Origin of the sequence: Paenibacillus pabuli NBRC 13638 (assembly GCF_001514495.1) — a bacterium.
GTDB classification, from domain to species: Bacteria; Bacillota; Bacilli; order Paenibacillales; family Paenibacillaceae; genus Paenibacillus; species Paenibacillus pabuli.
On sequence record NZ_BCNM01000018.1, the window covers coordinates 16869 to 38742 of the forward strand.

Genomic DNA, 21874 nt, shown 5'->3' on the forward strand with positions numbered 1-21874 from the left:
TTGGATTTTGTTGAAATTGCTTGTAGCCCAAAAAGAAATTATAATGGTATCAGTCAAAATTCAGCAAGCTTTAAAATACTCTGAAGCCGCATCCTCTGCCGAAAGGATGGATGATGTGTTCGGACAGCTTCGGAATAGTGGATTGCCCGAACCCGTTTTTAATTTCATTCTGAATACAAAGGAGAGCTAGCATGACCAGAAAGACGAAGAGAACCATCTGGATCTCTCTTGCCACCTTCGTGTTGATCGTTGGAGGCGCAGCGGCATTTTATTTCGGTTCTATTCTTAATCAGTTGAATGGCTTGCAAAAGGAAGGCGACGAATCCCCGTTTGCCGGTATCGATAATGTTGAAAAAGTAAACACCCCGGACCCTCCAAAATGGGAAGGCACCGAAACAGTGAACATCCTGGTTATGGGCGTTGATGCCCGCGGCCTGAAGGAAGGGGAAATTCCCCGCTCTGACAGCATGATGGTCGTATCCCTTGATCCAACTACCAAAAAAATCAATTTGTTCTCGATTCTGCGAGACACATACGTCGATATCGATGGATATGGCAAAGAACGCATTAATACAGCGATTACCCACGGTCCCAATGCAGCGATGAAAGCTGCCGGAGATCTGCTGGGCATCCCTGTTCAGTATTATGTGTATACCGATTTTCAAGGATTCATCAAATTGGTGGACGCTGTTGGCGGTGTGGATTTTGACGTAGAGAAGGACATGCACTATACAAGTAAAGCGGACAAAAATGAGTACGATATTGATCTGAAAAAGGGTTACCAGCATCTGGACGGTGAAACAGCTCTGATGTACGTACGTTTTCGCCATGATGCCATGTCGGATTTCGCACGTTCCGAACGTCAGCGTGAATTCCTGAAAGCAGTAGCAGCGAAAATGCAATCAACAACTACGATTGCCAAGCTGCCTTCCATTCTGGAACAGGTCAATCCTTATGTGGATACCAACCTGACCCTCTCTGACATGTGGAAACTGGGTGGACTGGGCTACCAGAGCAGCATGAATGGCAGTGAGCAAATTCCGCCAATGAACATGCTCAAGGAAGAACGGACTGCAGGCGGGGCTCAAGTATTGTCCGTTACCAACGAAGAGAAGTTGAAACAGCTTATTCAAGATATCATTCATCCCCCTGCCCAGTCGGAAGACACCCAGACCGAAGCAGACGACAAAACAGCCAGCGCGAACGAAAAAAATTCGGAGCAGCCGGCACAGTAACGAAGTGAAACATGCAGAGGGCAGCCAATACGCTGCCCTTTCGCTGTGTTCTGTATTAGATTATCAAATACGAAAGGAAGTTATCTTATGAATCCATCACGTTCCCGTTCCGAACTTTTATATGAAGAAGCCCTTCAACACATTGTAGGAGGTGTTAACAGCCCCTCCCGCTCGTTCAAAGCCGTCGGTGGCGGTGCACCTGTATTTATGAAAAAGGCTCAAGGTGCGCACTTCTGGGATGTGGATGATAACCGCTATATTGATTATCTTGCGGCGTACGGCCCGATTGTTACAGGACATGCCCATCCCCATATTACCCAGGCGATTACCGAAGCAGCTGCGAATGGGGTACTGTACGGCACGCCAACGGAACTTGAAATCAAACTCGCCAAAATGCTGAAAGAAGCCATTCCTTCGATGGACAAGGTTCGTTTTGTGAACTCCGGTACAGAATCGGTCATGACCACCATCCGGGTTGCCCGTGCATATACCAAACGCAACAAAATTGTGAAATTCGCCGGATGTTACCACGGTCACTCCGACCTTGTCCTTGTGGCTGCAGGCTCTGGCCCTTCTACACTGGGAATTCCGGATAGTGCCGGCATCCCGACCAGTATTGCACACGAAGTCATCACGGTGCCTTTTAACGATCTGGAAAGCTTGAAAGCAGCTCTGGAGCGTTGGGGCGATGATGTTGCTGCTGTCATGGTTGAACCGATTGTCGGCAATTTCGGTATGGTTATGCCGGAACCCGGCTTTCTGGAGGGACTCTGTGCCATGACTCGGTCCAACGGCTCACTCGTCATTTACGATGAGGTCATCACTGCTTTCCGTTTCCATTATGGTTCTACCCAGACATACGCCGGGCTGGAAAACCATGCTGAGATTGAACCGGATCTGACTGCTCTGGGCAAAATCATTGGCGGCGGTCTGCCCATTGGTGCTTATGGCGGTCGTAAACAAATTATGGAGCAAGTCGCTCCGCTCGGCCCTGCATATCAGGCGGGTACGATGGCCGGCAATCCGGCTTCCATCTCTGCTGGCATTGCATGTTTGGAAGTTCTGCAAGGCCAAGGGGTGTATGAAGAGATGGAGCGTCTGGCGATTGACCTGACGACAGGATTGCAGGCTTCTGCTGACCGTCATGGTATTGCCCTGACGATCAACCGGATTCGCGGCGCCTTCTCTACACATTTCTGTGACCACCCGGTTACGAACTATGATCAGGCCCAGGATACTGACGGAGAACTGTTCGCTTCCTTCTTCCGTCACATGCTGAACCGCGGCATTAACCTGGCTCCTTCCAAGTATGAAGCCTGGTTCCTGACGACTGCACATACGGACAGGGATGTTCAGGAAACACTCGAAGCTGCAGAGGCATCGTTCAAAGCCATGGCGCAGGCTTAAACCGTTATCCACTTTTCACGCAGCGAACCATAATACAGCTATTGAACATATGATCGTATGAAAGAAGGCGTCCACACTGGCGATTATTCCGCTTGTGTGGACGCCTTTTGCAGTTTCATGATCTCCTCACGGATGATCTCCAGGCCTTCCTTGATCCGCTGCTTGGGTACATTGGATATGTTCAACCGCAGCATTTTATCCTGATGTATCCCTTGAACAGCATCCGGATAATAACGTTCTGTGGTATCAACAATGACTCCACGTTGATCCAAACGGGCCAACAACACCCTGAGCGGCATATCCTTAGCCAGCGGAAGAACCGTATGCTCCCCTCCTGTTCGCGGCGCACTCGCAAATGGTGTGAAGTCAGGAAAGGCATCAAGCTGTTGATGTAACCTGCTCATGCGGGCAGCATAACGGCTGCGGATGACTTTACCATGGTGAGCAAACATCCCATTACGGATGTAGACCTCAAGTGCAGCCTGAGACAGTACGGCAGTGTCAATATCGAGCATTTTTTTGTACGTGCTGAACGGAGCAGTGAGATTTGCAGGCAGGATGGCCACACCAATCCGCAGGCCGGGAAACAGGATTTTGGAGTAACTTTTCAGATAAATAACTCGCCCTTCCCTATCATAAGACCATAACGGGTCCTGCTTCGTGTTCTCTTCCAGATCGGCCAGATAATCATCCTCTACCAAATACACATCGTAACGATGAGCCAGCCGAATCAATCTCTTCTTCTCTGCTGCCGTCAGGGAAGTGCCAATCGGGTTATGAAAACGGGGCATAACATAGAAAAATTTGATATCTCCTTCTCGAAACTGTCGTTCAAGCGCATCCCAATCCAGGCCGTTCAGAGAGCGTCTGACGCCAGCGATGGGTATATCTAATCCCTTAAGAAGCGAAGGCATATTATGATAACCCGGAAGTTCCAGCAGTACCTGCTTTTTCCCATTCGGAAAAGGCATTAAGGCCAATACAGCCAGTGCTTGCTGCACCCCTGACGTAATAAAAAACTGCTCCTTCCGGGCAAATACCTGATAATCGGTGAATTGCTTCTGGAGCAGCGCTATCAATGAAGGCAACCCCCTTTCCGTTCCGTACAAAAACAAGTCTGCCTGTTTATTCTCCATCGCCTGGTCCACACAATGGCGAAAATCAGAGTAAGGGAATACACGCGGATCAGGAGCTGCGGAGGCAAAATCCAGCGGTCCCTGCCACTCCCCATCCTCTACTTCTACTCCATTCTGTACTGCATAATACCCCGACTGAGGCACAGCGTAGACCAGATGCCGCTCTTCCAGCCACTCATATGCTCGGATGGCGGTACTCACGCTGCATTGATATTGCTCGGCGAGAACACGTACAGCCGGGAGCTTGATCCCTTTGTCCAACCATTGTCCACTGTTCTGTTGTCGCAATTGCTCCTGAATCCATTGTTTCAGGGATTCGGCGATGATCTCATATTTCCTCATTGGTTTCTTTCCCTCCTTCTGTTCAAGCTTCCTTAATTGTACCGGTACAGTATTCGTTTTTGTCTATTGTACCACCATTGTTCTGGCCGTATATTAAATAAGGTCAGATTGTACACATTGGAGGAAACCCTATGAGCCCTACCCGAACTCGAACATCCGCATATGTAGCAGCTGTTTTATATGCAGCCATTATTGGTTTATCCTTTTTATTTGTAAAAATGACGGTTAGCGTTGCACATCCAATCGATGTACTGGCACATCGTTTTGCCTTGTCGTTACTCGTAGTCAGCATCCCTATTATTTTTGGATGGATCAGGATTAGGCTAACACTGCGTGATCTGTGGCGTATCATTCCTTTGGGGCTGCTCTCGCCTGTTTTATTTTTTGCTTTTCAGGCATTCGGACTCGTCTCGTCCAATTCTTCGGAAGCAGGTATTATCCAGGCTACTGCCCCTGTATTCACTCTTGTTCTCGCTTCCATCTTTCTGAAAGAGCGTACGTCCACCCTGCAAAAATTGTTCCTGCTGCTGTCTGTAGCGGGTGTAGTCTTTATTTTTGTCATGAAAGGCAGCGGGATGTCCGCAGGCAACTTTAAAGGGATTGCTTTACTGCTACTTTCCACCGTTTGTTTTGCAGGATATGGGGTGCTTGCACGGCCCTTGGCTCAGAAATATAAACCGATGGAATTAACCTGGGTAACGCTGATGGTTGGATTTATAGTCTTCAATGCAGCATCCCTGATCCGTCATGCATCAAGCGGAACCCTGATCGAATATGTGAAACCACTTGGAGATGCATCGTATCTGGGGGCGCTGGCCTATCTCGCCATCCTTTCCACGATGATCTCCACGCTGCTGGCCAGCTATGCATTAACTCATTTGGAAGCTTCCAAGATGAGTGTGTTCAGTAATCTGTCCACACTGATATCCATTGCAGGCGGGGCCTGGATATTGCATGAGCCGGTACATGGCTACCACTTTGTGGGTGCCCTGCTCATCATCGCTGGTGTACTCGGCACCAATATGAGCAGAAGAAAACGCGGACTGGTCAACCCGGTCAAAGCATGATATAATGTTAAAAATTGTAAACGGATGTTATCAACAATGATGAAGAGAAGTACACAGGACAGGATTCTTCAGAGAGCCGGCGGATGGTGTGAGCAGGTGAATCGGTCATGTGGAAATGGGCTTCGGAGTTCCGAGTTGAACCCGGTCTGCACCGTAATCAGGAGCTTGGATCGTCAGTAGGCAAGGCGGCATGTTCAGCCGTTATCCATGGACAGGATATCGATAAGGTATATGTGGACTTCCTCAACCGGGCTTTCCGCATATATGGTAATCCGTATCTCTCAAGTGGGCCACGTAACCAGCGGCCAATCAAGGTGGCACCGCGAGGCATAAGCTTCGTCCTTCTATTCTGTTCCCGTCCGGGAAACAGGATGAAGGACGAAGCTTTTTTGATTTTAATTTCTATATTTGTTCAACTCAACATTTACACGAGAACGGAGAGGACAGAAATAACCTGAAGAAGCGGAGTGTTCGCCTTTATCCCCGGATTTTCACCTTTTGTGAAAGTGTATCAAAAAATCAGGGGATAACAGCGATCGGAAGGTTGTTCTGTCATCGAAGTGACAGGTGTAAATAATCTTTAGTTCGACTGATAAGATGCAGGCTGAAAGGAAGTGATGGTCGTGGAAGACGGCTGGTGGCGTCAGCAACCTATAATCGGAACATCACAAATTCAAAGGAGACTAAACCATGAACAAAAACAAAGATATTATTTTAACCGGAGACCGGACAACGGGTCAGCTTCATCTCGGCCATTACGTGGGCAGCCTGCGCAGCCGGGTGCAATTACAGGATGAGTACAAAACGTATATTTTATTGGCGGATGTACAGGCACTCACAACCCACTATGATCAACCGGGGCTGATTGCAGACAGCGTGCATCAAGTAACACTGGATTATCTTGCTGTAGGGATTGACCCCAACAAAGCTACCCTGTTCATCCAATCCATGATACCGGAAATTGCCGAGCTGACTGTCATTTTCTCCATGTTTATCACCGTGAATACTCTTCGGCACAACCCGACGATTAAGAGCGAGGCACGTGACCGCGGCTATCAGGATCTATATTACGGATTTCTCGGTTATCCCGTCAGTCAGGCTGCGGACATTGCATTCTGCAAAGCAACTCTCGTGCCGGCAGGCGAAGACCAGATTCCTCATATCGAAACAGCACGGAAACTGGTACGTCGTTTTAATGAGTTATATGCTCCGGTTCTGCCTGAGCCGAACATCCTAATCGGAGAACGCCTGGGTGGACTCGATGGCATCGGAAAAATGAGCAAAAGCATGGGAAATGCCATCTTCCTGAATGCTCACCCGGATGAGGTACATGCCAAGCTGACCAAAGCCAAGACAGATCCGGCGCGTATTTATCGATCCGATCCGGGACACCCGGATATCTGTCCGGTATTCGCCTACCATCAACTCTTCCGTAAGGAGAATGCTGAAGAAATCCATATCAGCTGCAGCCAGGGAACGATTGGATGCAGGGACTGCAAACAAATGGCTGGTGATGCCATTAATGAGCTGCTTGCTCCGTTCCGGGCACGAAGACACAACTATGAGCACCGTGGAGATGAGGTGAAAGAAATTTTGATCGAAGGTACACGTCAAGCACGAAAGGTGGCCAGGGAAACGATGTCCGAGGTACGTGAAGCCATGGGCATCCGTTATTTTGATCTCTAGTATTTAAGAGTTACCTGTATGAACATCCCAAATCACGTTAACAATGCTGAGGATAGTCTATTGGGAAAAGGGGACCCCTCAGCATGAAACCAACACAGCCTTCTTTTTTGCAAGCCATGATGTTAATCATGTTATCTGTCGGTCTGATTAGCCATGTCCTGATCATCCCTGCTCTGTTGTCTTCGGCCAAAAGAGATGCGTGGATATCCGTGTTGTTGTCTGCAGTTCCTTATCTGTTATTCACTCTAATGCTGGCCTATGTCTCTCGTTTTCTCCAGCACCAAAACCTGCATGATTGGCTGACTTCCCATCTGGGCAAGCCTCTTGGCCTGCTGTTTCGGATCGGGAACAGCCTCTTTTTTCTGTCGATCATCTACTTTACTCTGCATGATACCACCACCTGGGCCAAAACCAATTACCTGACAGAGACGCCCATATTGGTTACAAGCATTGCGCTGATGTCTCTCTGTGCCTATGCGGCTTATAAAGGAATGCGTTCTCTGGCATTCACAGCAGGATTGATCCTGCCCCTGGTTGTGCTGCTTGGCTTCTATGTCGCTATCGTTAATACACAATACAAGGATTACAGCCGTCTGCTGCCTGTGCTTGAACATGGCTGGCATCCCGTGCTTCATGGCGTCGTTTACAGTCTTGCCGGCATGTTTGAGTTATTATTTATCTGGTACATACAGCCCCATCTCTCCAAACGCATACGTGTGTGGCAGTATCTGATGCTTGCGTTCATTATTCTGGGACTGACACTTGGCCCACTCATCGGGGCTATCGTGGAATTTGATCCGTTTGAGGCAGCCAAAATGCGATACCCTGCCTTTGAGGAATGGCGAATTGCCTCCTTGGGCAAATATATTGCCCAGACCGACTTCTTCTCCATCTACCAATGGCTGGCTGGTTCTTTTATCCGGATAAGCCTTGCCATGTATATCGTGATCGAAATTTGGAATATTAAGAGAGCCTCCAGAAGGATCATCAGCTGTATCTCGTTAGCCGTCGTATTTATCTTTTCCATGATGTACCCTCTGGATGATATGACATTCGAAAAGCTGCTTGTCCACTACATATTCCCGTTCAATCTCATGTACCTGAGCGGACTAGCGGTGATTGCAACAACCGTTGCATACATTAGTTCACGCCATCAGAGGAGGAAACATCATGGAACACCAAACGATTGACACCACGTCCCATGAAACACTGCTTGCCTCTTTGGAAAAGCAGTTCAATCCCTGCGCCGATGTTGTTATCCAAACCTTTCCTGCCAAAGACGAAACCGATCTGTCGGTGATTATGCTCTATTGTGAAGGCTTGGTCGATGGCAAACAAATCAACCAGTTTATTATCCCTCGGCTGGAACAGCATTCTCTACTTATAGAAGTGGCACATCCCAAAGAATTAGGATTAACATTGAATCCGATAGAGGATCTCACAGATGTAGAGAATATAAACCTTTTGATTTTCAGCGGACAATTAATTCTAATATTCGGAAACGGCGATCAGTCCTGCAGTCTGGATATCGCGAACATTCCAGGCAGAAACCCGGAAGAATCAGCCATTGAATCGTCTATTAAAGGACCTCGGGATGGATTCACCGAAGAGCTTTCCGTGAATATCGCCCTCGTACGCAAACGAATGAAGACCTCTTCGATGTGTTATGAAAAATATGTTAAAGGTGGTCGTACTCAGACATCAATCGGCCTGTTGTATGTAAAAGACATTATTAACCCGGATATTCTGAAAGAAGCCCGAAGCAATCTTGATCAAATTAAAATTGATGGCATTCTCGGCACCTCCATTATGGAACGCGCTGTAATGGGAGGTATCCGAAGTATATTCCCGCTGACTGATAATACAGAGCGTCCCGACTATGTCGTGGACTCGCTTTTAAATGGTCGGTTTGCTGTACTTATCGAAGGTTCTCCCGTAGCCATCATTGCGCCAACTACACTGTTTAATCAGTTAAAATCACCCGAAGACGAGAGCACTCCTTTTTTCATTGTGACTTTTGAACGGATTTTGCGCATTTCCGGGTTGCTGATCGCCTGCTTCTTTCCTGGTTTCTACATCGGGCTGACCAGTTTCAATGTGGAACAGATTCCCTTGCCTCTGCTCGCCACCATTTCGGGTACTCGTATGGGTCTCCCCATGCCAGTGACATTGGAAGCATTTCTGATGATATTTATGTTTGAGTTGTTTAATGAAGCAGGTCGAAGACTGCCTCGTGCTTTGGGACAGACCGTCAGTGTTGTAGGTGGACTCATCATTGGAGATGCAGCTATTCGTGCTGGAATCACTTCTCCTACCATCATTGTCACAGTAGCCATCTCGGTCATCTCCAGCTACATATTGGTGAACACTGTAATTAGTGGTGCTACAGCACAAGTTCGGATCGGCATGCTTATTATCTCTTCCATCCTTGGGCTATTTGGATTTATGATTGGATTATTTGCTCTGCTCGTGCACCTTGTCTCCTTGGAGTCTTATGGCGTATCGTACCTCTCCCCCGTATCACCGTATATTCCCGGAGACTTCAGCCAGGCTGTATCCATGCGCCCTTCCATGAAACGGACCAAACGTCCAGCAGTACTTCATACTCAGGATTCCACACGCCGGAGGAAACGCCCGTGACAAGAAGGTTATCCTTAGGCAGTTTGCTTATAGGCTGCTTGATCCTGCTAACGGGGTGCTGGGATGCCAAAGAGGTCCAGAGTATTAACTTTATCACGGCAATAGGAATAGACTACGAAGATGATCACTACATTGTTTATGCCCAGTTGATCGATTTCTCCAGTATCGCCAAGCAAGAAGGGCCAACTTCAAGAGAAGCAAGTGATATCTGGATAGGTCGGGGTGAAGGTACGACGCTTAGTATGGCTATTAATGATCTCTATAAAACTTCACAGCAGCAAACGTTGTGGACCCATATAAAAGCAATTGTTTTATCAAAAAAAGCCTTGGACGGGCAAATGGAGGATATTTTTAATACGCTGCTTCATTCAGGCCAGTTGAGATATACACCATGGATCTACGGTACAGATCATAACATCCCGGATGTGCTCTCACCCTCTGCATTGCTGAATCAATCTGCCCAGACCATCGAGCTGTTTGAACCAATGAAATTGTACAAGCAGTATTCTGCCTTCGAACCGATCCGGCTCCATCAGCTTCTTGACGGGTTCCGGGAGCCTGCTTCGATCATTCTTTTGCCGTCCATCACCAATAAAAATCAGACCTGGTATAACGGGGATGAAACGCCTCCGCTTATCAAAATGGATGGCTTCTATGTCGTTTCCAATGGTAAGAATCAGGGTAAAGTAGACGGCAAGGAAGCAGACGGTACACGATTCGTCAACTATGATCGGGTCTATCAGTACCCGTTATACGTGTACATGAATGGTGGAAAGTCACCTGACCTGACTCTCAGGCTCAACAATCCGAAGACGACCATCAAGGCGAGGAAAGAGGGAAATGGTATAACATTTGACCTGAGTACTTCGGTTAAAAGTGCCATAATCGAGGATCACGGCTCTCTCCGTTCTCCTCAGTCCATGGAAAAGGATGCCGAAAAACAGATTGAGTCCGAAATCCGTGAGACGTTTGAGAAAACCAAGTCACGCAAGATTGATTCATACGGGTTTACGGAATACCTCTATCGGCATGACCTTCCCTTGTGGAGACAGGAAGTTTATCAACGGGCTAATCCACTCGAACGATTCAAACTCGGGAAGGTGGAGGTTCGTGTGAAAATCCTTAATGCCAGCACATATAAATACAATGAGTAGTGACAAAAGACGACCAGCGGCCTGCAGTTCATGCAAGGCTAATGGTCGTCTTGGCTTTTTACGTACCAATATGTTATCTATCCCAACGGAAAAGCCATCACACTCATCAGTGCCAATTCAGGCTGGGTTGAATCCAGACGACTGTACTGGATGATTACAGGAACATTGCTGGAAACTGTAATTGCATAGGGTACTCCCGGCGGAATCCGTTGATCACCCGATTTCAGCGAGGCCGTCCGAATATGCTTGGTTCGTCTTGCAGGTACCTCAGCCACGATGTCTTCGAGTGGTTCCCTATCTTCGAAGTAGATCGTGATTTGCAATTGGGCATCCGTTATACCTGTATTCAATACGCAGATACTTTCGTGACTCTCCAGTGTACCTGAGCTGTCCGGTGGGATGTAACCATCCGGAATCACCCAGTAGGTGTGACCTGTCGCTACAGAAGATGTTTTATGTGCTGAAGAGCTCGTCTGATTTTGTGTCATCCAATATGTCCTCCTTTGCGAATGCAATAATTAGTTAAAAACGATGGTTGCTCGCGCGGCGGGCGCTTCGGCGGGTGGATCGGGCTGCGGGCCGCTGTTGGCTCGGGATTTCTGTTCATTCCCCCTCAGCAGGGGAAATCCCGCTCCAAAGGCGGACGCTTCGCTCCCTCTGCTCCGATTCCACCCTTCTTCGCTGCAGCGCTCGCCATAGCTTTTTAAAGGCTTATTGCCTTCGCTATGTTCGCGGGGCAACTTTGCGGAATGCTCGTTGCTTCGTTAACTCGCTGAATAAAAGCATTGCTCGCGGGGCGGGCGCTTCGGCGGGTGGATCGGGCTGCGCGCCGCTGTTGGCTCGGGATTTCTTTTCATTCCCCCTCAGCAGGGGAAATCCCGCTCCAAAGGCGGACGCTTCGCTCCCTCTGCCCCGATTCCACCCTTCTTCGCTGCAGCGCTCGCCATAGCTTTTTAAAGGCTTATTGCCTTCGCTATGTTCACGGGGCAACTTTGCGGAATGCTCGTTGCTTCGTTAACTCGCTTTGCTATTATGGTATAGTAAAAATCTGGATCACTTAATTTAGCATAAGGATTAGCTCATTACAGACGCACAGGACTTAAAATCCTGCGGTGATTAGCCTTCTTTAGGGGTGGAATTGGGTTCTCTACTATTGCCCTTATCGCAAATACATTTGCAGCGGCTGCAGTTGCAACTCGCGTATGGCTTCTGCCACCTGGGCAGCGAGGCGGCGGGCACCGCGCTCCTGGAAGTGCGTGTTATCCTCCACGCCTGCTGGAAAGTTCACGAACTCGCCGGGCAGCACCCACATAAAACCATCTTTGCTGCCCTCAACTCCCGCCTGCTCGAACAGAAGACGGCTGCGCTCAGCCAGATCAATCAGCGGCACTCCCTCCTCCTCGGCCAGCTCTCGCACGGCAACGATATAATTACCATGGGTGTCGGTCAATGTTCCATCATCAGCGAAATATCGCCGATGCACAGGGGTCACGAGCACCGGACGAGCCTTGGCTTCGCGGGCGGCATCAATATACTTTTTCAAATATTCCTTATATGTTGTGAAAGGCTCCGTCCCCCGTTCAGGGTCCGGCTTCTCATCGTTATGTCCAAATTGAATAAACAAAAAATCTTCCGGCTTCATGTGGTCTACAATGCCATCCAGCCTGCCTTCATTAATAAAGCTGCGGGAGCTTCGCCCCGACTGGGCATGATTATCTACAGCCACATCATGTTTGAACTGTGCAGGCAACAGCTGTCCCCATCCACAATACGGATACCCGCTCTCCGGCTGATCTGTCACCGTGGAATCACCAGCAAGAAACACAGTCATCGTCTGATTTGCAAGCGTGATTTCCAACGCATTAATTCTGGGCGCGGGACCCGAGAAGGATAACCTAAGCTTGCCGCCACGAACCACAACCGAGAATCGGACCTCTGCCCATTGTCCGGGAAGCGTGCGAATGGTTGGCAGCATCAATCTACCCTCGCCTGCATTCACTCGGGTGATTGTCTCTGCTAATTCATCTCCTGCGATAAGTAATACTTGATAAGTTCCATCGGCTGCATCAACGATGAAAGACGCCTTGAGCGGAATGCAGAAGCCTGAACGCAGCTGGGCAGATACGTTAGTCTGTCGCTGAATTACATGGTTTGCAACATTCGTAATCGTCACTTCGTCTCCACCAATTCGTTGTTTCTCATACACAAGAGAACCGGATTCAAATCCGTATCCACTTTGTTCTTCATAAAGTGTACCAGCGGATATGTTCAGGTAACCCGCAGGATCATCCTCGATTCCAACGGCCGGTCCAAAATTAAACCTCCAGGCGGTAACCGCCTCTCTAACGCCCTTTGCCACTGCCTGTACGGCAGCGGCCTGATCATCGTCCTGGGCTCGATCCAATAGGAACAACCTCCTTGTTCAGCATCCCGCCTTGGGTTTGATCCACAATATCTGTTAACCTTTCAAACCGCTGGTGCTCATACCTTGCACAATTTGTTTCTGGAAAATGAAGAACACGGCCACAACAGGTACGAGGCTAACGATGGACATCGCGAACATCGCTCCCCAGTTCGAAGCCGATTCGCTATCCAGGAACATTTTCAATGCCATGGATACGGTATATTTCTCCGGTGAATTCAGGTACAGCACTGGACCAAGCAAATCCTCCCATCTCCAGTAGAAGGAGAAAATTGCAGCTGTTGCGAGTGATGACTTGATGAGCGGCATAATAATCTGCACATACAACCTGAACTTGTTACATCCATCAATCGTAGCTGCTTCGTCCAGCTCTTTCGGAATGGTACGAATGAACTGAACCATCAGGAAGATGAAGAACGGCATCCCGAAGAAGGTAGGTACAACAATCGGCAGAATGGTGTTCAGCCACCCAAGCTTGGTGAAGATAATATATTGAGGTACCAGTACCACATCATGGGGCAGCATCAGGGTCAGCATCATCAGGGAGAACCAGAAGTTACGCCCTTTGAAGTTGAGCCGCGCAAAACCGAAAGCGATCAACGACGAGGATAACACGACTCCAATGGTGGAGATAACCACGATAACAAGCGAGTTGGTGATATAATCCATAAACGGTCTTCCGCCTGCACCCTTCCAACCATCCGCATAGTTACTCCAGATCCATTCCGTAGGAAACAGGGACTCGGCAGTCACGAAGATGGTCCGGCTTTCCTTGAAGGAGCTGAACAGCATCCAAAGCACCGGATAGAGCATCAGGAGGGCCAAAGCTGCAACGAACAGGTGATAAATAGGCCATTTTACATTTCTCCAAACCATCGTTACTTCCCTCCTTCAGATTCATAGAACACCCAGAACTTGGATGTCAGGAACACCGCAACTGTGAGTATGCCGATCATAATAAGCATGATCCAGGCCATGGCCGAAGCATAACCCATGTTGTTAAACATAAATGCCTGACGGAACAGATACAGCGAGTAGAGCATCGTACCGTCCATTGGACCGCCCTCTCCTTTGGAAATGATATATGCAGGTACGAAGGTCATGAATGCACCGATCGTTTGCATAATCAGGTTGAACAGGATGATTGGACTGAGCAGTGGTAAGGTGATACCGAAGAACTTGCGAATGGGGTTTGCCCCATCCACCCCTGCCGCCTCGTACATCTCGGGTGAGATGTTTTTCAGACCTGCCAGGAAAATGAGCATGGAAGATCCAAACTGCCAAACGGATAGCGAGATCAGCATGACCAAGGATGCATTTGGATCACCAAACCAGCTGATTGGTCCAATTCCGATTGCCGTTAATGCACTGTTGATGACACCTTCATTACTGAAAAGATTACGCCACATAATGGATACGGCCACACTACCGCCGATAATCGATGGCAGGTAGTACAAGGTCCGATACGTACCGACCATTCGCGACCCCGTATTCAGGATCATGGCTACGAAAAGTGCAAAGACCAGCCTCAGCGGCACACCAATGAACACGTACAGGAACGTTACCTTAACCGAGTTCCAATACTTCGGATCATCAAAAAACATTTTGGTGTAGTTGTCCATCCCGATCCATCGCGGGGAAGTGAACAGGTTATAGCTCGTAAACGACATGTATAGGGATACAAACATCGGAATGAGCGTAAAGCCCAAAAAACCGATAATAAACGGACTTATAAATGCATACCCGGTTAGATTTCTGCGCAATGACGAATACTGCCTCAACGGAACGAACCTCCTTTATTGATATGCTTGCCCCGCCATACCGATTCAAATTACAGGACGGGAAAGGCCCTCGCATGAAGCGAGCAGCCCTATTCCCATCCATCCCGTTGTGCGGATGAGCAAGCAATCATTCAACTATTATTTATTGTTGGCAAGAACAGATTCGGCGTTTTTGCGGAATGTCTCTGCTGCCTGTTCCGGTGTAATCTTGCCAAAGTTCAGTTCCTCTACGACATCCGCCAGAGCAGCGATAACTTCAGGTGAACCCACGGGTGGAGGCGGGCTCATTGGAGATGCTTTCGGCTCCATGGCCGCTACAAAGTCAAATACCTGTTTCGTTGGCTCGCTCAACTCAGGCGCAATGGCTTCCTTGATTTTGCCGGAAATCGGCACTCCGCGCTCACCTTTGATCAGTTTGTTAGCTTCCACGTCGTTCACCCAGAAATCAATGAATTTGGCAGCCTCTTCCTTCACCTTCGAATTGGAGGTTACAGCCCAGTACATGCTTGGTTGCATGTATAATCCTTTTTCCATATCCGGTCCAGGCATTGGAGCAAACTCCAATGGACGGTTGGCTACCTGCTGCAAGGCTACAAATTGGTTCGACCATTGCCATACACCAATTCCTTTTTCTTTGACCAAATCCGATTCTTCAATAATGCCTTTTGTCTGGTTAGCCACATCCGGTGAAGGTGCTGCACCCTGCTCAATCATTCGGCGCATCAATCCGAAGAACTCCACAAACAGTTTATCGTCGTCATAGCCAAGGCCCGTTCCTTCTGCATTGTAGAGAGACAATCCTTTGGTCCGCAGGAAGTAGTGGAAGAAAATATCCGGGGCAACGCCCCCATCCAGGAACAGTCCTTTGGCGGCTGTTTCTTTACCCAGGGCTTCATAAGATTCCCAAGTCAAGTTTTCCGGGAAAGTATCCACTCCCGCTTTTTTCAGCAAAGCCGGATCATATTGGAAGCCCAATACGTTAACCCCTGCAGGCACACCGTATTGTTTATCGTTGATTACTCCAGTGCTGATAACGTTCTCGGACACGTCGTCCACTTTGATCTGGTTGCCCAAATACGGCGCTAAATCCTCAAGCTGACCATTCTGGGCGTATTGGCTGATGTAGGAAATATCCATTTGGACAATGTCCGGCAGCTGATTCGCGGCAGCTTGTGGAGCGAGCTTTTTCCAGTAATCATCGAATGAGGCATATTCCACATCAATTTTGACATTCGGATTTTTTTCTTTGTACAAGTCAATGACCTTCTGCGTGTATTCGTGCCTTGCATCCGATCCCCACCACGCGATACGAAGTGTTACCGAACCATCCGCAGACGTTCCGCCCGATTCTCCGCTGCTGCTGCTGCATGCCGTCGTTAAAACCAGCAATGCGGCCATCATCAGGAATATTGCCTTTTTCACCATGCCAATCTCCCCTTTTATGTTGAAATGATTGTGTGAACGAGTTACCTTTTAATTCCTGATAACGCTTTCACAAACTTTATATTGTCATTTTCGCAAATGTGCGGTCAGAGTTGAATACACAAAACCGTCTTATTGGTTCAAAAAACAGAGGAGGACAACAGCACCCTATATGGTACTGTTCGTCCTCCCCCATATCGACTACATGATCGGTAGTCAATTGTTATATGCCGATTCTACGGAATTCGGTCGGTGTCATACCGGTCCATTTTTTGAACACTTGGCTGAAATATTGCGAGTTGCCCCCAAAGCCAAACAGTTCGGCAAGCTCAAATACCTTTACATCTCCACCTCTGCGAATATGATCACAGGCTCGTTCAATACGCAAACGATTGACATAGTTGGAGAAGTTTTCGCCCGTCACCTTTTTGAAAATTTTACCAAGATAATCCGGGTTCATATACAACATCTGGTGAGCGACTCCATTGAGCGAAAGATCCGCTTCACCGTAATGACGATCCACGATATCCATCATCTTCTCTACAGCAGAAGACTGGCGGCTAATATGGTTTTTATAATAACCGGAGGTTAATCGGGCTGCACTTCCGGCGACAAAGGACTTCAAGCCAGACAAGGTGTCGATATGGGACAACTCTGCCATGCGCTGCGTGAACTCTGCCGCCTCCTCAGGAGGACAGACATGGATCATGGCGGAATACAGCTGCACCACATAAGAACGGGTAACCCCAATTTCAAGCTGTTGACCGGCCAGAAGATCAAACAAACGCTCCACTTCAGCTGCTGCTTCCTCGGTGCTGCCTGATTTAATTAACAGGCACAGCTGCTCTGCATCACGTTCAACATGCACCCCGTCGCATTCTCCGGCCAGTTCCAAATCATTCTTGGTAATCAGCTTGCCTTCGCCAATAAAAAAGCGATGGTTCAGACATTGCAATGCCTCACGGAACAACCGCCGGGACTGGATCATTCGATCCGCTTCGCTGAGTGCAGCCGTGACTTCCAACTTGTACAGTCGGGTAAAAGCAGCCCGCACTTCCTCGATGCTCGCCTTTAGCCTCGCAGGATCGGCAGAGTCGGCTAGCAGAATTAACAGCTTGCCTTCAATGGTGGTGCTTAACAGAACATGAGGCAGCAGATCACTGGCAATATTTTTGATCGCAAACAGGTGACTATAATCATGTTCATCCGCAATTCGGAACAGCAGCAGTCGAACTTCGTTAGCCTCAAGTTCAAGATCAAACAGCTCCTGATAATACTCCAGGTCAACAGGCCCATAGGTTCGGTTGGTCATAAACTCCAACAGAAACTGCTCCTTCACATGCGGAAGCACTCGCTGCAGCCGTTGTTTCATCTCTCCTGCCACATGTTCCTTCACCTGGGCATCCTGCTGTTCCTGAAGCAATTCAGCCAGGGCATCATGAATCTGGTTCTCATTACACGGTTTGAGCAGATAATGCTTTACTCCGTATTGCATGGCCCGACGGGCATACTCGAACTCCTTGTAGCCAGACAGCATGATAAAACGAAGTCCAGGATAGGCTTCGGAAGCCTTTTCGATTAGTCCAAGACCATCCAGGCCCGGCATGGATATATCCGTAATGATAATATCCGGTCTGGACTGATTGATTTTGTCCAGCGCTTCAATTCCGTTTCTCGCGGTATCCACCAGTTCCGTCCCCGCTGCAGCCCAGTCCACGACCTGCGAAATCCCTTCCAGAATGACACGTTCATCATCTACGAGCATCACTTTGTACATCGTCATCGTCCTCTCTGATCCAAGGTATTCTGATCGATACTACGGTCCCTGCGCCAGGATTGCTGCTCATGATCATTTCGCCTTCGTCGCCAAAGGTCAATCTGATCCGTTCCTTGATGTTCGACAACCCGATCCCCTGTCCCCTCGTCTGTATTCGCCCTTCCCGCAACTGTTCCAGAAATTCCGGAGTCATGCCCGGACCATCGTCTTCCACTTCAATAACAACGTTGGCTCCATCGGCTCTCGCCCTGATCCGAATCCGACTTGGGTCAATACTTGGTTCCAATGCATAATGAATGGCGTTCTCTACCAATGGCTGTAAAGTTAACTTCGGGATGCGTGCAGTCCCGACTTCGGGAGCAATGTCCATCTCAAAATCCAATCTTTCCTCAAAACGCGTGCGCTGGATCGTCACATAACTGCGAACGATATCAAGCTCTCTTTCCAGCGTGATCCACTTCTCGGACATATTCACCGAGCTGCGCAGCAAAAATCCGAGTGCTTCAACCATTTCGGAAATCTGGTGCTGTTTCTGTACTTTGGCGAGCCAGTTAATCGATTCAAGTGTGTTATATAGAAAATGTGGATTAATCTGTGCCTGAAGCGCTTTCAATTCTGTTTCACGAATGACCAGCTGCTTCGCATAATTTTCATCAATAAGTTCACGTATCCGCTGTAACATCATCTTGAACGTCCGATGCAGCAATCCGACCTCATTTTGTGAAGATACCGGAACGTTTCCAAGTGCAGCTTCCTCCAGTTTATCGAGATCCCCTTTTTCAATATTGCGCATTTTCTTGATTAATTGGGCAATTGGCTGTGTAATGCTTCTGGACAATTTCGCTCCAAATACAAGTGCCGCCAGGAAGATCATGATAAAAATAACCGTGACCAACTGTTTCACAAACTGGATCTGTTTAAACATCTGGTCAAAGGGAGTCATGTACAGATACACCCAATCCGTATAGGATGAATGCGCACGGGCGACGAAATTCCTCCCCTTCTCAAACATCGCAATCCCGTAAGGCTGGGTGCGCTTCAATTCCGAGTTAAGCTCTTCTTCACTTACCGTGGATTGTGTGGGATAGATCACTTCCCGGCCATCTGTAATTAATAGCTGTGAATCCTCTGCCGGGTGCTGCATCTGATCCTGCACAATCCGGTCCAGTCGTACACAAATTACGAGTGTACCCAGCTTCTCCAGCGTAAATGCTCCGCCGGTAAAGGACTTGACCTGTCTAACAGACAACAGTCTCGCTTGTTGATCTCCACTCGTGTACCAGGCATTGGAGCCTGAATATTGCTGCCCAAGTGCAACCAATTCTTTTTGGTTTGCCTCCGAAACACCCTCCCGATTCCCAGCTGCCATTATGTTATTATCATTATCGATAAAGATCATGGAATAGACGTATTTCTCTGAACCGGCATATGCGACCAGCCTGTTGGTAATTTTTTTACGCAGGCCATTTTGCTCATATCCCGTCTCGGCTTTTCCCAACTGAAGAAGGTATTGCTGGAGCGGCTCGTCAGACATGACTTTAAAGGATAGATTAGAGATTTCGCGCAGTTGATTCTCAATGCCTACGGAAGACATATTAAGTACCTGTGACGATTTCTCATAGATCTGTCGATCATAGATCCTGAACACGTATCCGAGGACAGATACATAGAACGTGAAACTGATCAACATCAAAAGTCCGATGAGAAGAATGGTTTTGTGATGAATGGGCAATGTCGTGAAAGCGTTCTTAATTTTCCTCATTCAAAGCGCTCCTTTGGCTCGCGAAGGGTGCTGTCATTCGAAAGGGTTTTCGATCTACTGTAAGTTATTTTCATATTTACACATCCATGGTCAGATGACAAGCCATATTTATGCAACATCTCGGGTCATTATCGAAGGTATACACCCTTTAATTTCAAAAAAAGCATGCCTCGTTGCTGCAACAAACAATGGATGTGACAAAAATGTTAGTTGGCCCATGGAAATGAGAGACCAATCGATGGAAGAAACATTTATATGTTTTATGCTTAGATTATCCATCATAACGTTTAAGCAAAGAGGAGCAAATCGATGAGTATTTTGAAGAAGGCACCCGTGTTACTTGTAATTATTCTATGTATCTGGTCACCGGGCTTATCCTCCGCCGAAAATGTGGGTGACTTTAAGCTTCATCTGGACAGGAAAATGCCTCAACTTCAACAAAAGTATGGGGTTGCGGGTGTAGCTGTTGGTATTGTTCAAGACGGGAAACCCGCCTACATACTTCACTACGGTTATGCAGACCAATCTCGTAAAATCGCCTTGAATGAAGATACCCTGTTTCAGGCAGGTTCTATTTCCAAAAGCCTGACCGCATGGGGAATACTGCATCTGGTTGAAGAAGGTAAACTGTCGCTCGACGATCCGGTTGATAAATTTCTTACACGTTGGCATCTACCTGATGGGGTTTATAGCCAAAAAGAAGTTACCATTCGAAGACTACTGAGCCATACAGCCGGTCTTTCTGCACATCGTGGATACTTGGGAACAGCACCGGGAAAGCCACTTTCCACGATTGAAGAGTCCTTATCGGGCAAAGGGCTGCTGAACACTCCGTTAACGATTGATCACAAACCTGGAACTGAACCCCTGTATTCAGGGGCAGGGTACACTTTACTGCAGCTCGTCATTGAAGAGATTACGGGCATGCCTTTTGACCGATACATGGATGAGCAGGTCATGCAACCACTGGACATGCAGCATAGTACATTTCAACAAAATCCAGCTAACCCCAAACTTTCTAAAGCCTACGGTTATTTTGGGCAACAGATTCCTACTTATCAGTTCACCGAGCAAGCTGCGGCCGGATTGCAGACAACAGCCAGTGATATGGTAAAGCTCATTCTGACCAGCATGGAAAGCAAAAATAATGATCATCAGGGGCGGGGAGTCATTTCAAGCAAACTGGTTAAAGAGATGCAGACCCCCGTCATTTCGGAGAACGGTTTAGGCATATTTTCAAGAACATTATCCAATCAAACCACTCTTCTCTATCATCCCGGGGACAACCGGGGATGGCATTCCTTTTATGGCTGGATTCCCTCCACAGGAGACGGATTAGTTATACTTACCAACAGTGAGACCGGCGTAGATTTGCGTCAGGAAGTATATCACGACTGGATCGAATCCCAAACCGGAATTCGGCCTGAAAAGCAAGATGCACTTATGCAGGCTCAAAGAGTCAACGCCTTGATTGCTATCGTTCTTGGTGCATGGGTTAGCGCATACCTCCTACTTTTTTGCATTTCCCTATTTCAAGGAAAAAGGTTATTCATAACAAAGCAACCCCATAAACACGTTGTTCGATTAGCCTTTCGATCCATCATGTTAGTACTCATAAGTTCAGCACTGTTTTATCTGTCCTATGCAGCAACCCTTGTGGACCTGCATTCAGGCAAAAAGAGCATCTTGGTTTGTATCCTGATCTGGTTTGGGGCATGGTTTGTCACTGGCTTTTTTCCCAAAAAAAAAATCCATATTAACCGTATAACCAAAATGGATTCCCCGGAACTTTAACTTTATGGATTCATAACGTCAGCAGCTCTATATAAAGGCGATGTAGGAACACAAAATCTCATTTCGAATGTTATAAAAAAAGCAATCACTTCTGCCCTACGTTACGGTGGAGATTACCTCGGTAAGTTACTTTCAAAACTTAGTCCTAGTGCTGTCATCTTTACAAAAAAAGAAAGAAGAGCGTCCAATAAATAGTTTGGACATGAGCGGGGTCTAGACCATGGGATAAAATGCAAGAGCCAATCTTCA

At 47.8% G+C, this 21874-nt stretch carries 17 protein-coding genes and 1 other annotated feature; of the genes, 9 read left to right on the top strand and 8 right to left on the bottom strand.

Annotated features, from left to right (window positions below; all coding sequences use genetic code 11):
• Nucleotides 1–43 precede the first annotated feature (43 nt).
• The 3 genes from PPA03S_RS33735 (at nt 44) to PPA03S_RS22380 (ending at nt 2642) form a co-directional block, all read left to right on the top strand.
• Nucleotides 44–190, top strand: a complete 147-nt coding sequence (locus PPA03S_RS33735) for a hypothetical protein (RefSeq protein WP_217998963.1) — start codon at nt 44–46, stop codon at nt 188–190.
• A 1-nt stretch (nt 191) separates the two neighbouring features.
• The gene (locus tag PPA03S_RS22375; RefSeq protein ID WP_062326199.1) at nt 192–1235 is read left to right on the top strand and encodes an LCP family protein; all 1044 of its coding nucleotides are present in this window, start codon (nt 192–194) and stop codon (nt 1233–1235) included.
• 87 nt (nt 1236–1322) lie between these two features.
• Nucleotides 1323–2642, top strand: a complete 1320-nt coding sequence (locus PPA03S_RS22380; protein WP_062326200.1) for a glutamate-1-semialdehyde 2,1-aminomutase — start codon at nt 1323–1325, stop codon at nt 2640–2642.
• 83 nt (nt 2643–2725) lie between these two features.
• Here PPA03S_RS22380 and PPA03S_RS22385 read toward each other — a convergent pair whose 3' ends face one another.
• On the bottom strand, nt 2726–4120 hold the full coding sequence (locus PPA03S_RS22385) for an aminotransferase-like domain-containing protein (protein WP_062326201.1): 1395 nt from the start codon (nt 4118–4120) through the stop codon (nt 2726–2728).
• Between the two features lie 131 nt (nt 4121–4251).
• Here PPA03S_RS22385 and PPA03S_RS22390 point away from each other — a divergent pair, with 131 nt between their 5' ends.
• From PPA03S_RS22390 to PPA03S_RS22415, 5 genes are all read left to right on the top strand, one after another.
• Nucleotides 4252–5187: a DMT family transporter gene (locus PPA03S_RS22390; protein ID WP_062326202.1), complete on the top strand. Its 936-nt coding sequence runs from the start codon at nt 4252–4254 to the stop codon at nt 5185–5187.
• 27 nt (nt 5188–5214) lie between these two features.
• Nucleotides 5215–5534: a binding site (T-box leader), on the top strand.
• A gap of 343 nt (nt 5535–5877) precedes the next feature.
• Complete coding sequence (gene trpS / locus PPA03S_RS22400) at nt 5878–6873, top strand: tryptophan--tRNA ligase (protein WP_062326204.1); 996 nt, start codon at nt 5878–5880, stop codon at nt 6871–6873.
• Between the two features lie 83 nt (nt 6874–6956).
• Nucleotides 6957–8063 carry a GerAB/ArcD/ProY family transporter gene (locus PPA03S_RS22405; RefSeq protein WP_062326205.1) on the top strand — a complete coding sequence of 369 codons (1107 nt, stop codon included), beginning with the start codon at nt 6957–6959 and terminating at the stop codon, nt 8061–8063.
• Nucleotides 8044–9513, top strand: a complete 1470-nt coding sequence (locus PPA03S_RS22410) for a spore germination protein (RefSeq protein WP_062326206.1) — start codon at nt 8044–8046, stop codon at nt 9511–9513. The genes PPA03S_RS22405 and PPA03S_RS22410 overlap by 20 nt, the downstream gene beginning before the upstream one ends.
• Nucleotides 9510–10667: a Ger(x)C family spore germination protein gene (locus PPA03S_RS22415; RefSeq protein ID WP_062326207.1), complete on the top strand. Its 1158-nt coding sequence runs from the start codon at nt 9510–9512 to the stop codon at nt 10665–10667. Before PPA03S_RS22410 ends, PPA03S_RS22415 begins: the two co-directional genes overlap by 4 nt.
• 77 nt (nt 10668–10744) lie before the next feature.
• Here the strand turns inward: PPA03S_RS22415 and PPA03S_RS22420 are convergent, their stop codons facing one another.
• From PPA03S_RS22420 to PPA03S_RS22450, 7 genes are all read right to left on the bottom strand, one after another.
• Nucleotides 10745–11155 carry a sensory rhodopsin transducer gene (locus PPA03S_RS22420; RefSeq protein WP_062326208.1) on the bottom strand — a complete coding sequence of 137 codons (411 nt, stop codon included), beginning with the start codon at nt 11153–11155 and terminating at the stop codon, nt 10745–10747.
• A 671-nt stretch (nt 11156–11826) separates the two neighbouring features.
• Nucleotides 11827–13026, bottom strand: coding sequence for a rhamnogalacturonan acetylesterase (locus tag PPA03S_RS22425; RefSeq protein ID WP_062326319.1), 1200 nt, complete (start codon nt 13024–13026; stop codon nt 11827–11829).
• A 99-nt stretch (nt 13027–13125) separates the two neighbouring features.
• A complete protein-coding gene (locus tag PPA03S_RS22430; protein WP_062326209.1) occupies nt 13126–13965 on the bottom strand; it encodes a carbohydrate ABC transporter permease in 840 nt (279 codons plus the stop codon).
• A 2-nt stretch (nt 13966–13967) separates the two neighbouring features.
• A complete protein-coding gene (locus tag PPA03S_RS22435; protein ID WP_062326210.1) occupies nt 13968–14870 on the bottom strand; it encodes a carbohydrate ABC transporter permease in 903 nt (300 codons plus the stop codon).
• A 138-nt stretch (nt 14871–15008) separates the two neighbouring features.
• Nucleotides 15009–16295: an ABC transporter substrate-binding protein gene (locus PPA03S_RS22440; RefSeq protein ID WP_062326211.1), complete on the bottom strand. Its 1287-nt coding sequence runs from the start codon at nt 16293–16295 to the stop codon at nt 15009–15011.
• A 220-nt stretch (nt 16296–16515) separates the two neighbouring features.
• Nucleotides 16516–18069: a response regulator transcription factor gene (locus PPA03S_RS22445; RefSeq protein WP_062326212.1), complete on the bottom strand. Its 1554-nt coding sequence runs from the start codon at nt 18067–18069 to the stop codon at nt 16516–16518.
• Entirely contained in the window at nt 18044–19831 is a 1788-nt protein-coding gene (locus PPA03S_RS22450; protein ID WP_062326213.1) for a sensor histidine kinase, read from the bottom strand. The genes PPA03S_RS22445 and PPA03S_RS22450 overlap by 26 nt, the downstream gene beginning before the upstream one ends.
• A gap of 309 nt (nt 19832–20140) precedes the next feature.
• Between PPA03S_RS22450 and PPA03S_RS22455 the strand changes: the two genes are divergently transcribed.
• On the top strand, nt 20141–21625 hold the full coding sequence (locus tag PPA03S_RS22455; protein WP_062326214.1) for a serine hydrolase domain-containing protein: 1485 nt from the start codon (nt 20141–20143) through the stop codon (nt 21623–21625).
• Nucleotides 21626–21874: the final 249 nt, after the last annotated feature.